This window comes from Bacteroides sp. D20, assembly GCF_003436255.1.
GTDB lineage: Bacteria > Bacteroidota > Bacteroidia > Bacteroidales > Bacteroidaceae > Bacteroides > Bacteroides uniformis.
The window spans coordinates 46,589-60,975 of sequence record NZ_QSOO01000019.1; the positions used below are offsets into that span (position 1 = coordinate 46,589).

The 14,387-nt window shown below is 48.3% G+C and carries 6 protein-coding genes; all 6 read left to right on the forward strand.

Annotated elements, in window-relative coordinates:
• Window positions 1-27: 27 nt before the first annotated feature.
• The 6 genes from DXD78_RS17410 to DXD78_RS17435 all read left to right on the forward strand — a co-directional run bounded on the left by DXD78_RS17410 (window position 28) and on the right by DXD78_RS17435 (window position 14,360).
• The gene (locus DXD78_RS17410) at window positions 28-2,307 is read left to right on the forward strand and encodes an exo-alpha-sialidase (protein ID WP_227741041.1); all 2,280 of its coding nucleotides are present in this window, start codon (window positions 28-30) and stop codon (window positions 2,305-2,307) included.
• 254 nt (window positions 2,308-2,561) lie between these two features.
• Window positions 2,562-5,099 carry a hypothetical protein gene (locus DXD78_RS17415; protein WP_009037837.1) on the forward strand — a complete coding sequence of 846 codons (2,538 nt, stop codon included), beginning with the start codon at window positions 2,562-2,564 and terminating at the stop codon, window positions 5,097-5,099.
• Window positions 5,100-5,667: 568 nt separating this feature from the next.
• On the forward strand, window positions 5,668-7,509 hold the full coding sequence (locus tag DXD78_RS17420; RefSeq protein WP_005829693.1) for a carboxypeptidase-like regulatory domain-containing protein: 1,842 nt from the start codon (window positions 5,668-5,670) through the stop codon (window positions 7,507-7,509).
• A 103-nt stretch (window positions 7,510-7,612) separates the two neighbouring features.
• Window positions 7,613-9,070, forward strand: coding sequence for a glycoside hydrolase family 76 protein (locus DXD78_RS17425; RefSeq protein ID WP_005829695.1), 1,458 nt, complete (start codon window positions 7,613-7,615; stop codon window positions 9,068-9,070).
• A gap of 18 nt (window positions 9,071-9,088) precedes the next feature.
• Window positions 9,089-12,259: a TonB-dependent receptor gene (locus DXD78_RS17430; protein WP_009037838.1), complete on the forward strand. Its 3,171-nt coding sequence runs from the start codon at window positions 9,089-9,091 to the stop codon at window positions 12,257-12,259.
• Between the two features lie 34 nt (window positions 12,260-12,293).
• A complete protein-coding gene (locus DXD78_RS17435) occupies window positions 12,294-14,360 on the forward strand; it encodes a RagB/SusD family nutrient uptake outer membrane protein (RefSeq protein WP_005829699.1) in 2,067 nt (688 codons plus the stop codon).
• The last annotated feature ends 27 nt before the right edge of the window (window positions 14,361-14,387 follow it).

Below are 14,387 nucleotides of genomic sequence, written 5' to 3' on the forward strand. Positions count from 1 at the left end.
AACGTTTGTTTTAGAACCCTGATGCTTATGAAAAGACAGTTGTTTTTAGCAGGAATAAGTTTGATACTGGGCGGCATGCCGATGCTCGCCCAAGATATATCTCCGGTGAATTCCGTTTCTTACGAATGGAAGAGCGTACCGATAGTGGGAGGAGGCTTTGTGGACGGTATCGTTTTTCACCCGGAAGCTTCTGGTGTCCGTTATTGCCGCACCGATATGGGAGGAGCCTACCGGTGGGACGCTGCTTCCAACCAGTGGACGCCCTTGCTGGACTGGATAAGTCTGGATGAAAGCAATCTGCAGGGGGTGGAGAGCATTGCCATCGACCCGAAGAATCCGCAGAACGTGTATATTGCCTGTGGTACGTATACCAGTAGCTCTAATGGGGCCATACTTTGTTCTTATGATGGCGGTAGAACCTTTGCCCGTGTCGATGTGCCCTTTACGATGGGCGGCAACGAGAACGGGCGTGGTAATGGGGAACGGATGATGGTAGACCCGCAGAATGGGAATATCATTTATATGGGGACCCGTTTGCATGGTTTGTGGCGCAGTACGGATAAGGGGCGGAGCTGGGCACGGGTGGTGTCTTTCCCGGATGTCTCCGAGAAGTTTAATCCCGCCGACCGTGCCGCATGGGGGAATCGCGGCAGTGGCATCGTCTGCGTTGCCTATGATGCACAAGGCACCCGCGATGGGCGTGGTACCCGTGACATTTATGTGGCGGCTTCATTGATGGGAAGGAAAAATCTGTTCGTGAGCCACGACTATGGTGAAAGCTGGCGGCCGGTCGGGGGGCAGCCGGTGCAGTATCGCCCCACGCATATGGTCTTGACCGGTGACGGGCAATTGGTCCTGACGTATGGAGATACTCCCGGTCCAAGCCAGATGGGGGATGGAGGCGTATGGAAATACGATACCCGTAAAGGCAAATGGACAGACATTTCTCCCGTCAGACTGTCAGATGGCGAAAAGGCAGGATTTGGCTATGCAGCCGTATCTGTAGATTCTCGTAATCCGAAGCATCTGATTGCCAGTACACACAGTCTAGGGGGCAAGCACGGTTATAAAAGTGATGAGATGTTCCGTACAACTGACGGTGGCAAGAGCTGGAAACCGATTTTCAAGACGGGATATGAGTATGATTATTCTAAGGCTCCCTATACAAAAGTAGCCCCTCTGCACTGGATGTTCGATATTGAGATAGATCCTGCCGACGCTGAACATGCCATGTTTACCACCGGTTTCGGCGGTTGGGAAACTTTCAACCTCTCTGCCGTGGAACGTGGGGAACCGGTGAAATGGAGTATCATGTCTGCCGGTATCGAAGAGACCGTGCCTCTCGAACTCTATGCTCCCGAAAAAGGGGCGCGTCTGATTTCCGGTATCGGTGATTATGGTGGCTTTACGCATTTCGACCTCAATCGTCCCGATTCGTTGGGCAGCCATGCCAATCCTCATTTCGGAAATACGAATGGAGTGACGGGTGCCTGGCTGAAGCAGGATTTGATAGTCAGGGTTGGTACACTGTTCGGTCATCAGCCGGGTGCAAAGACCATTTCATATTCAGAAGATGGGGGCAGGCACTGGACTATGTGTGCCACCGTTCCGACGGAAAAGTCTCGTAATGGGCATATCGCCGTGGCAGCAGACGGCTCTTCTTGGATTTGGACACCCGACCGCTCGGAGGCTTATCTGACCCGTGATAAGGGGGCTTCTTGGCAATCTTGCCGTGGTTTGCCTAAGAATATCCGCGTCATTGCAGACAAGGTGAACCCCCAACGTTTTTATGCTGTAGATGCTGTGGCCGAAATATTGTATAGCAGCGAGGATGGTGGGGCGACTTTTCATGCCGACACATTGAATTTAACTGTTAAACGGTTCCAACGGGGTAATGCCGGTGCCGCCGTACGAAGAGGAGATCCGCGTGGAGGACAAGACCGTATCTACGCTACTCCCGGTCATGAAAAAGATTTGTGGATTGCAGCTTATGATGGTTTGTACCGCTCTGCTGCTTCAGAAAAATTTGATTTCCGTGCTTTGGATAAGGTACGTACCATCTATGCTTTTGGTTTCGGCAAGGCAAAGCCAGGCAATGATTATCCTGCCATCTATCTGATAGGCGTAGTCAACGGGCAATACGGTTTCTTCCGTTCTGACGATGCGGCGAACTCTTGGGTACGTATCAACGATGATGCCCATCAATATGGCCTGGTATTGCATATCTGCGGTGACATGCAGGAATATGGGTGGGTTTATATAGGGACACATGGTCGGGGAATTGTGACGGGAGTACCTGCGTCATAACTTTTCCATGTAGTCTTCATAACATCTCTGTATCTACTTCTCGTCCAGTCCGTACATCTTCCGCCTCTATAGGAGCGGAGATGATACGGACTTTTAGTCTTTTATAATAGCTGTATAGGAACTTACTTTATTTAAGCAAAATATTATTCGTTCATTAATATTTTATATATTTGCATTTTAATCTTCCCATCATTTCTTAATAAATGTTGGCTAATGTTTTATGATGGCATTGCATAACCTTAAATGAAAACCTAATGGTACATTTATATAGATATATCATTTTAATAATAAGTCTTTGCACTACCCAAATGGTTTCCGCATACGGATTGAGATTTCGTGGCGCAGCCAGCCCTATCGACGAAAGGACATCCTATGATGTGTTTGCCCACAGTTGTCCCTCTTTCAAAGACTACTTTGACTTGGAGTTCAACATGGCTCTGTATTCTACCGAGAGTGTCGGCTATGTATTGCGGGTTAAGGGAGCTGACGAAGGACAGATTTTCAATCTTTTCTTTGATTTTCGTGGCGATGACATCTTGTTCCGTCTGAACCAGGAGGGGAAGTGTGTGTTGATAGCCTTGCCTGTCAGTAAGGCGGAGGCGATGAAATCCCATTGGTTCAAGGTGAAGATAGCTTTCAACCTGAAGCAGGATGAGATTACTCTCAAAATTCACGATCAAGAAAAGGTATGTAAGGGGGTGTTGCTCTCTGATGAGTTCAGTCCGAAAATCGTGTTCGGTAAGAGCGACCACATCATTGACGTTCCGGAGATAGCTGTTGACAAGCTGGTTGTGAATGCCGAGCATACTTACACATTTTCCTTGGATGAGGCGGACGGAGAATCTGTCTGTAACCAAGAGGGTACTCTTTATGGAAAAGTGGAGAACCCGATATGGCTGATTAACGAGGCCTATCACTGGAGGAAAGAGGGTGGCTTTGCGTCGGCTTCGGAAGCTGGTTCTTGCTACAATGCCGACAGAAACGAGATTTATTATTTCAACCGTGATTCGTTGTTCGTCTACAATATGGAGACGGGAAGCACTTCTGCCAAGGCTTTTGCCGAACGGTGTCCTGTGAAGCTGTTTCTTGCCGGCAGTTTCTTCGATAGTGACAGTGAAAGGCTCTATGCCTACGAGGTGTATACCGAGAATGGAGATTCAGAGCCTATGATAGCGAGTTTGGACTTGCATACGTTGGGCTGGAGGGTGGAGAGTTACAGTCGGCTGAGTATGCAATTGCATCATCACTGTTCCTATTATGATGCAGTTCGCAAACGTTACACCATCTTCGGCGGCTTCGGCAATATGTACTACAGCAATAAATTCTATATGTTCAATGCAGAGGAGGGACGTTGGAATACGCTGGGTTCTCTGTCCGGCGATTTTCTTTGTCCGCGCTATTTCTCTTCGGCCGGTTATCTGGACAGTAATCATTCTGTCTACATTTTCGGGGGCATGGGCAATGAGTCGGGCGACCAGGTGATAGGTCGTCGTTATTTTCACGATTTTTATAAGGTGGATTTGCAAGAAATGCGTGTGCAGAAGCTTTGGGACATTTCAGAAGGACAGCCTAATATGGTTCCGGCGCAGGATATGGTTATACTGAATGACTCTTGTTTCTATGTCTTGCGTTATCCCGAGAGTGTCTCCAACTCGTTTTTGCATCTTTACCGTTTTTCTGTAGAAGATGGCAGTTGTCATATATTGGGTGATTCCATTCCCATTTACTCCGACAAAATCACGACGAACGCTCGTCTTTATTACAACGAGCGTCAAAGCAGGCTTTTTGTGACCGTGCAAGAAACAAGCGACGACGTGTCTTCCAAATTTTCTGTCTACTCACTGTTGTTTCCACCGGTTTCTCTTGAAAAATATACAGCAAATAACGGTGGAGGAAATGCTTCACATGTGTGGCTGGTACTGGTAGCCGCGGTTGTGGCTGTAGCTGGCGGAAGCGTGTGGATAGTGTACAAGCGGCATCGAAACTCCGGCAAGGGCGAGGATGGCAAAGCTGTGCGACAGGACAAGGAACAACTTCCTGAAGCCTCTGATGTAAAGGTGGAGAAGATGGCAGTGGATACGGGAACTGTCAATTCGATGTATTTATTCGGTGATTTCTCCGTTTTCGACCGGAACGGACGCAATATCTCCTATATGTTTTCCTTGCGTATCAAGCAGATATTCTGTCTCATTTTGCGTTATAGCGATGCCGACGGAATTTCTTCCAAGCAACTGAGCGATTTGATATGGCCCGACAAGCCAAAGGACAAAGTGAAAAACTCGCGTGGAGTAGCCATCAATCACCTGCGCAAAATTCTAAAAGAATTGGATGGCATAGAACTGGTTTACGAAAAAGGATGTTTCCGTTTCACGCTGTCCTCCGATTTTTATTGCGACTATTTGCGTTTTATGGCGATAGTTGCCGAAAACCGGATAGAGGAGTGCCGACAAGAGTTCTTGTATATCGTAGGGCGTGGCAAGTTTGTCGGCTTTATGGACGGTCCGTTGTTCGACGGTTTTAAGCAAGATGTGGAGTGCCGCTTGGAAGTGCTTGTCTTGCAGTTGATGAAGGAGGCTTTCGAGGCGCAGGATTATGCGGAAACTGTGAGTTTGGCCGAAGCGGAATTCAATATCGACCCGGTGAACGAGACAGCCTTGTCTTGTTGCCTCAAGTCGCTTTTCATACTCAAGCATGAGAATGCCGCTATTGGCACTTACCAGAAATTTGTGGCAGAATACAAAAAATATACGGGGGAGGATTATCCTCATCCTTTCAGTCTTTACTGGAGTTAGTTCCCCGGCACGTTGCATCCGGTGCTTTCAGTCTTCTCTCTTTTTATTCTTCGGTCTGCCTCTTTCAGCTTGTCCGATGGCTCTTGTTCTGTCTGATAAATGTTTACAAAGCAAAAAGCTTTTGACTTCAGTCGCATATTCAGGATACCTCAGTCTTATACTTAGGTACCCTCAGTCGTATACTTAGGGTATCTTAGTCGTATACTGAGATAAAACTATTATAAAGCCTCTGATAATTAGCGTTTTAAAAATTAAGGTTCCGGCGTTGATAAAAGAGGACAAATGGACTGTTGGAAATGGGGGGGGTAGTAGAACCGTGCGATAATTGTTTGATTCACGTTTCCCCTTTCGATACTTGAAGAGTCAAGTGCAGTCTGTCCTTTCTTTTATGGGTTAAAATAGCTCGGATTAATGTTTTTTTTTGTCCCATTATACGCAAATTAACCCTAAAATTAACCCATGCAAAATCAAATTTGTGGTCGAGGGGGCGGTTTACAATGCCCTGAGGCTGATGTGGGCGATTGGCATCGGCTCCTTTGTTATATTAACTTCTAATAATAATTAAACTATGAAACAGGCAAAAAAGCTAAAAGTCTTCGGACTGATGACCATGCTTATAAGTATGGTGTTCATGGTAAGCTCCTGCTCGGATGATGACACGGGCGGAGGGGCTTTATCTTATGGAAAAGTGACGGGTGTCGTCACAGACGATTTATCTTCTCCCCTTGAAGGGGTAACGGTCTTGGTCGATGGTTCCGGTATAACGGCTACACCGGACGGTCCTCAAGCCACGACAAATTCACAGGGTGTATATACACTCGAAAACATTTCAATAGGTACACATATAATTACATTTACGAAAGCCGATTACCAGACGGTAAGCGTTACCGTTGTGGCAGGAAAATTCAACGAAGAACAAGTAGCCGAAGTCAGCCCTAAGATGGAGTATGCAGCTGCAAAAATCAAAGGAAAAGTGACCGATGCAGGAAAGGGAAGTGCTCCGTTGGAAGGGGTGACAGTCAGCATCAGCTCTACACAGACTACCACCACCGGAAGCGACGGTACGTTTGAAATTGGCAATTTGCCGCTGGCGGACTATACCGTTACATTTACGAAAGATGGTTATGCTTCTATCGTGAAGAAAGTGGTTATGGCCGACTTTGTGGATGGCATTGCTACTACAGACGTGCGTATGGGGGGAACGGAAATCCTGCGCGGACTGACCATCGACGACTTGAAAGCTGCCGAAAAATGGTATTATAACGAATACCGCGGTGGACGGAACGCCGAAAGCTATCCCCATTGGGACTGGGCTTGCAATTACATGTGTACGATGGATTTCCGTGGCGACTGGGAAGAGCAGAACGAAGGTACCACTCTCCGCATTCGCAACAGTGAAGACGACCGCAAGAACCCCGCCGACTTGGAGATGTTCGATTCCTTTGTATTCGGAAGCAAGCTGATTACAGAAGACAACTACATGATGACCCTCCAGATTCGTACGCACAGTGCCGACGAAGCTGCTCCGGCATACTATGGCGTGCAGGTGGTAGACCTGACTGCTGCCGATCCGAAGGCTGAGATGGTGGGCGACGTCAGAACCTATGCCTCGGAAAATTACACTTCTGTTCCGGTAGACTTGAGCAAATACATCGGTAAGGAAGTAATCATTGCCATCGGTACATTCCGCGCCCAGACAGGCGACTACTGGAAGCAATTGGTATTGCGTCGCATCGCTTTTGCCAAGGAAGTTGTTGAAGGATGGGGATGGTTGCCGGGAACAGCAGTCGAAGAACTGGACGGCTGGAAGATGACTCAGGAAATGGTACGTTCTACCATGCCGCAAGTGAAGTCGCAGTTCACGGGTATGAGCCCCATCGGAGGAAGCCGCGATAACTATGTGGACGCTTATCGTGCATGGCGCGAGGTAGACCACGTTTGTGCCGAGTGGTCGTATATGCCGCTCAGCAAAGACCCTGAGGTATTCCCTTCCGAAGGTTATCTGATAAAGACACGTGGTGGAAACAATGTGAGCACAACCGTGCCCGAATCCTATTTCTATGCCAAGTTCTCCATTGCATCCGGACGCAACAAGATGACATTGAAGACCCGCAATTTCAGCGGAACGAATGCCACCTTCTTCAAGGTGACAGCCATCCGCATGGATGGAACTCTCATGCACTTGGCACCTGCCTCCAATACGGCCCAGTTTGCCGAGGCTGCCGCCGACGGTTGCTGGAAGTTTATCCATGAGGCAGGAGGAAAGGGAGATCCGGAAGGATATGCCGATTTTGTTTACGATTTGTCTCAGTTCAACGGAGAAGACGTGATGTTGACTATCGGTATCTTCAAAGGAGAAGAGAACGGCGACGAGAACAAGCTGGTGCTGCGTAGCATAACAATGGAATGACAAACTACTGATATTTAATTATTCTTGAAGCTTTCCCCTTACTTCTTTCTGCATCTTATGGAAGAAGGAGGAGGGGGAAGGCTGAAGAAACTAATAGTATGATATGAACAGAATGAAAAATTTATTTACTTTACTGACTTTGCTTTTATGGACGTTAGTGGCTTGCAGCAACGACTCTGCTGCTGATGAAAAGCCGGGCAGCGGGGGGACGGATATTCCTGCGGGTAATCTGCCGATGCAGAACGTGGCGCGTGCCATAGAGCTGATTGACAATGCCGTGGAGTGCTATTTCACGGGTACGGGCATGGCTATGTCACGTTATTACAATCCTTATACAGGCAATCGTTCCAGCGAGTTGGGCAGTGTGTGGATGTACACCAGTTCCATTGAGGCTGTAAACGCTGCGATGAAAGCCATGAAGACCGGGCAGGCAAAGGGTGAAACGGCTCTTTATGATTCTCACTTTAACCGTTACAAGGAACTCTTGACCCAACTTTATGATAATTTGGAGTATTATGCAGGTACTTTTACGCTGACCTCTTATACGCAGACCAAGCAGTGGACGGTATACGGCGTAAACCGTGGAAACGACAAAGGAGCTGCCCAGGTAGAAGGCATCCTCAATGTTTACGATGACCAGATGTGGCTGGTACGTGAATTATTGGAATCCTATCATATCACTGGTGAGCAACGTTATCTGGAAAAGGCGGAATACCTGATGGAATACGTGCTCGACGGTTGGGATTGCACTCTTGATGAACAAGGCAATCCGTTGGGAGGCATCACATGGGGCCCCGGGTATCTCACCAAGCACTCTTGTAGCAACGGTCCCATTGTCAGCCCGTTGGTGTGGCTTCATGAAATTTACAAAGGCAAGTCAGACGAAGTGACCTACGGTTATGTGGCTGCCGATAACAGCCGCAAGCTGCGCACGGAGAAAAAGTCCGACTATTATCTGGGTTTTGCCAAAGCCGTTTATGATTGGCAAAAGAAGTATTTGCTGAGACCCGATGGAGTGTACGACGACATGATGGGCGGTTATGATTCGCCGGACATAAAATATGTCACCATTGATGGCGAACGCTATCGGACGGGTTCCAAATTGCGCGATCGCGTAGGTCCGGCCATCACTTACAACAGCGGTACGATGCTTTCCGGTGCTGCCGACCTTCTCAGAGCTACGGGCGATGCTGCCTATCGGACGGACTTGGCTGAATTGACTGATAATAGCTTTGCTTACTTTGCCAAACCTGATGCCACAAAACCAGGTTGCTATACATTTGACATCAGTGGATTCTGCAATTGGTTCAACGGTGTGTTGATGCGCGGATATGTGGATGCTTATTCAGCCCACACTGTTGCTGCAAGCTGTATCGAGGCTTTCCAGAACAATCTGGATTATGCCTACGAAAATTATCAATACAAGCATATGCTTCCCACTAACCTGCTGGTGGGCTGGAATAAAGCCGAAAGGACCAAGAACAATGTGGAAGGCATGTTCACTTTTGCTTTTGCAGCCGAGTATGCAGTGTTGGCGAATTATGAATGGAGCAAAAAATAATTTTAAAAATAATGGACTATGAAGAATTTTAGCAAGATGCGACAAGGATTATCCTGCATGGTTATGGCGTTACTTCTGATGCTGATTCCGGCAGATATTTTCGCACAAAACTCTGTTCCCGTTTCGGGAATAGTTATGGACGATACCAACGAGCCGGTCATTGGCGCTGCCGTCATGGTGAAAGGCACTACCACCGGTGTCATTACCGACATTGACGGACGCTACACCATCAGTGCTCCCGCGAACGGTATCCTCAGCTTCTCTTATGTGGGATTGAAAGACAAGGAAGAGAAAGTGAACGGACGTACCACTATCAATATCATCATGGAAACCGATTCCAAGATGATAGACGAAGTGGTGGTGATAGGTTACGGAACACAGCGTCGCGGATCGGTGACGGGTGCCGTTTCTGCCGTAAAAGGTCAGGATATGATAAAGACCAAGAACGAAAATCCGCAGAACATGCTGACGGGACGTATTCCCGGTTTGCGTGTATGGCAGAAGAGCTCTGAACCCGGAACTTTCAACAACAGTTTCGATGTTCGCGGTATGGGTGCTCCATTGATTATCATCGATGGAATTCCCCGGAGCACGGAAGAATTCCAGCGTTTGAATGCAATGGATATTGATGACATTTCTGTGTTGAAAGATGCTTCAGCCGCTATTTATGGTGTACGTGCCGCCAACGGTGTAGTGCTGGTGACTACTAAAAAAGGAGGAGCAGGAAAAACGGAATTCTCTTACAACGGTTCCTACACTTTCCAACAGCCTTCACGTATGCCTGAACTGTGTGATCCTTATGAATCTATGACACTGTTCAACGAAATGTCGATGAATAACATCAACGGCGGTTCATGGGTTTTCAGCGAAGAGAGTTTCGAAGCATTCCGCAACGGCACGCGCCGTACAACGGATTGGAACGACCTGATTATCTCTAACGTGGCTCCGCAAACGCAACACGACATCAGTATTTCCGGTGGTACCGAGAAGACGAAGTTCTACATCAGCATGGGCTACTTCTATCAGGAAGGTATCTTCCGTTCAGGAGACTTGAACTACAACAAGTTCAACCTGCGCTCTAACATTTCGACTGAAATTGCTAAAGGTATAAAGTTCGAACTCGGCGTGAGCGGTATCTCCGACGAACGCAACACGCCTTACACCAGCTCACAAGACATCATCCGTAACTACTGGCGTCAGGGTGTTCTCTATCCGGCATACGCCGATCCCGAGGGAACAATGCTGAACTACAACGGTTTGGATATGGAACAGAACACTGTGGCCATGATGACGGCCGACATTTCCGGTTACAAGAAGTACAAACAGAAATATTTCCAGTCCTCGGCTACTCTGACGGCCGACTTCGGCGAATACACTCCGGTATTGAAGGGGTTGACTGCCAAAGCCATGTTCAGTTACGACTACCGTGCCGACAACAACGAGGCTTTCCGTAAAGAGTACTACCAGTATGCTTATGACGAACAGACCGGTACCTACAAGCAGAAAGTCTATAACGAAAGTTCGCCCAGCAACATGCGCCGCGAGTTTTATGACAAGTCGCAGATGTTGGGACAATTCACAGTGAACTACGACCGCACCTTTAACGATGTTCACCACGTGGGTGGTGTTATTGGTTGGGAGGTGCAGAAACGCAACGGCGACAACTTCTACGCTGTCCGCGACCTAGCATTCTCCATGCCTTACCTGCTGGCAGGTGTGACCGAAGGCCAGATTGGTGCCATGCAGACCGGTAATAACGACCTTTATGAACAGGCCAACGAAGCCTTGATAGGCCGTATCAATTACTCGTTTGCCGACCGCTACCTGCTGGAAGCACAGTTCCGTTACGACGGTTCCAGCAAGTTTGCCAAGGGACACCAATGGGGCTTCTTCCCCTCCGTATCGGCTGGATGGAGAATCTCCGAAGAACCTTTCTTCAAGAGTATCGATGTTCTGAAGTTTGTCAATCAGTTGAAGTTGCGTGCCAGCTACGGTGTACTTGGTGATGACGGCGACCTGAATTATGACTGGGCTATGGGGTACACCTATCCTTCGACCAGCGGCAACATGGCCAACGGCGACTACAACGGTTATTCGCCGGGCTACATTTTCGGCGGCAAGTTTATCAGTGCAGCCAGTCCTATGGCATTGCCTAACGAGAACATCACTTGGTTCAAATCGAAGACATTCGACATCGGTTTCGACTTTGAAGGATGGGACGGCCTGCTGGGTGTTTCGTTCGACTACTTCAACCGTTTGCGTACCGGCCGTTTCGCTCGCCGTACCGGTGCCCTGCCTACCGTGGTAGGTGCCACTGCTCCGCGTGAAAACCTGGACAGCGACCGCCAATTCGGTATGGAATTGGAGCTGACCCACCGTAATAAGATTGGTGAAGTAGGCTATAACCTGAAGGGTATTGCTACCGTTACCCGTCAGAAATACCTGACTGCTTCGGAAAAAGGACCTTGGGCCAACTCGTATGATCGCTGGCGCAACGACAACCTGACGAACCGTTATCAAGGGGTACAGTTTGGTTATACTTCCGCCGGTCGTTACACCAGTTGGAACGATATTTGGAATTACTACGGCTTCAAGGAACGCGACGTCCTGCCGGGTGATTATAAGTATGAAGACTGGAATGGTGACGGCGAGATTAACGGTCAGGACGAACATCCGTTTGCCTTTGACCAGACTCCGTGGTTGCAATTCAGCTTGAATGCCGGCCTGCAATGGAAGAACTTCGACTTCAATATGCTGTTGCAAGGTTCTGCACTGGGTTCTATGGAATACAAAGAGCCTCTGCACGAAATTTGGGGTAAGAATGGCGGTGGTGCATTGACACAGTTCCTCGACCGCTGGCATCCTGTAGACCCGAAAGCCGATCCCTATGATCCTTCTACAGTCTGGACTTCCGGTCACTATGCTTACACAGGCCGTTGGGCAAAAAATAATTCTGCTTTCAACCGCGTAAGCACTGCTTACCTCCGTCTGAAGAGCATCGAGTTGGGCTATACCTTCCCAAAACTGAAGCAGATTCCCAATGCCAGCCTGCGTGTTTATGCCAATGCTTACAACCTGTTGACTTTCACTGGCGTGAAGTTCGTTGACCCTGAGCATCCCGATGACGATCTGGGCCGTATGTATCCGTTGAACAAGACCTATACACTGGGAGTTTCCCTCTCTTTCTAAGTAATCAATGATATAAACCTAAAAAATAGTAAATATGAAACATAAACTGATATCCGCGATGTTGTGCATGACTCTCGCCACTTCATGTGTCGATATGGATATTGCTCCCAAAAATATCGTGACTTCCGAGTCGTTGCTTTCCAACGAATCGGGTATGGACATCTACATGGCGCGTCTATATAGCAATATGCCGTGGGAAGATTTCAAATATCTGTCTCAATGGGGTTTGAATTTTAACGGATGGCTGAATGCTATCGGTATCGATGGTACCGGCGAAGCAATGAACCGCGATGGTATTTGCCGTGCGTTTACCGGTGAAGACAATGCTTACTGGGGTAAAGCTTTTGAATTGTTGCGCGATGCCAACTACCTGATTGAGAACCTGCCGAAATACCAAGGCTCTTACGCCGAGATTACCTACAATCACTATTTGGGCGAAGCTTATTACGTGCGTGCCACGGTCTTCTACGCCATGGCCCGTCGTTTCGGTGGTATCCCTTTGGTAACAAAGGTCATCCAGTATCCCGGAGACGGCAACTTGGAAGTGCCCCGTGCCAGTGAGGAAGAAACTTGGAATCAGGTTTTGGCTGACTATGACAAGGCCATCGAACTGATGATGCCCGGCAGTCCCAAGAGCGGTTATAGCAACAAGTACGTGGCTCTGGCTTTCAAGTCGGAAGCGATGCTCTATGCAGGTAGTGTAGCTAAATACAATGAAACGGTAACCGGCCGTCTGACCGGCTTGGGTGCCAAAACGGGCGTACGTGTGATTGGATTCGATGAAAGCCGTTGGCAAGAGGCATCCAAGAAGTACTTCACCGAAGCCTACAAAGCTGCTTCAGAGGTGATTAAAAGCGGTGTATATTCACTTTACAAGAAGAAATGGGCTGCTAACGATCCGGAAGCGCAATATCAGAATATGGTAGATATGTTCTCCGATCTCAGTAATAATCCTGAGAACATCTATGTGAAGGAGTACGCTTATCCCACGAGCACTCACGCTTACGATTCTTACAATCTGCCGCTTACCTTCAAGGCTCCGTTGAATTGTGGCGTTTGCCCGACAGCCGACTTTGTAGAGCTGTTCGACGGTTTCGACCGTTATCCCGATGGTACCCTGAAGGTGACGACGGGCAATTCTTCTACCGAAGGTAACTATGTTATGTATGATAGTCCGATGGATTACTACAAAAATGCTGAGCCTCGTCTGCGTGCTTATGTCATCTTCCCCGGTGATATGTTCAAAGGCAAGGAGATTGAGATTTATGCCGGTGTTTATACGGGTTCCACGCCTATCAAGCCACTTCTTAGCGACTATTCGTATGGTTCGGCCACTACTAAGTACAACCATCTGAGTGCTTATAAAGAGAAGCCCAAAACGCTTTATCTCAGTCCGAAATCGGAAGACCAGCAGGAAATTGTAACCCTGCCCGACGGCTCTACGATGAAGGCTGCCGGTCAGAACGGTCCTTTCTATGAAGATGGTGGAAGTGCCATGACCGGTCTGTTGGCACGTAAATGGTTGAATCCTGACCCTGCATTTGTTCCCCGGGAAGGTAACAGTGCACAACCTTTCATCTTGATGCGTTATGCCGAGGTGTTGCTGAATGCGGCCGAGGCTGCTGTGGAACTTTCACTGGCTGGTGTATCTTCGCCGGACGACACGGATATGCTAAGTGTTGCAACGAAAGCTATCAACGACATCCGCGAACGTGCTGGTGCCCGGTTACTGACTTCCTCACTGGCTGGTACAATCGACAGCCGCGACATCGTCCGCAAGGAACGCCGCAAAGAGTTGGCTTTCGAACATAAGACCAAGTGGGATTTGCGCCGCTGGCGTGTGAACCACTATGAAGGTCGCGACGGATTCTGGGGTGAGCAACGTGACAAGGACCGTTTCAGCAACACGACCCGTTATCGTTTCCGTGGTATCTATCCGTTCTATTCGACGGAGACAGGCAAGTGGTTCTTCGACGTTTGTTTCAACTATACGACTGCCGGTGACAAAGACTTTGGCTACACTCCTTTGGACTATTACTTCTCGATTCCGGGTGGTGAGGTTTCTAAGAGTCCTGTGATTGACCAGCAGCCTAATCGATAAAACTCAATAATTTAAAAACTTAAAACG

Bases quoted from the DNA above. Each gene is read 5' to 3' on its own strand.
- DXD78_RS17410 (WP_227741041.1), top strand. From the start codon at position 28: ATGAAAAGACAGTTGTTTTTAGCAGGAATAAGTTTGATACTGGGCGGC.
- DXD78_RS17415 (WP_009037837.1), top strand. From the start codon at position 2,562: ATGGTACATTTATATAGATATATCATTTTAATAATAAGTCTTTGCACT.
- DXD78_RS17420 (WP_005829693.1), top strand. From the start codon at position 5,668: ATGAAACAGGCAAAAAAGCTAAAAGTCTTCGGACTGATGACCATGCTT.
- DXD78_RS17425 (WP_005829695.1), top strand. From the start codon at position 7,613: ATGAACAGAATGAAAAATTTATTTACTTTACTGACTTTGCTTTTATGG.
- DXD78_RS17430 (WP_009037838.1), top strand. From the start codon at position 9,089: ATGAAGAATTTTAGCAAGATGCGACAAGGATTATCCTGCATGGTTATG.
- DXD78_RS17435 (WP_005829699.1), top strand. From the start codon at position 12,294: ATGAAACATAAACTGATATCCGCGATGTTGTGCATGACTCTCGCCACT.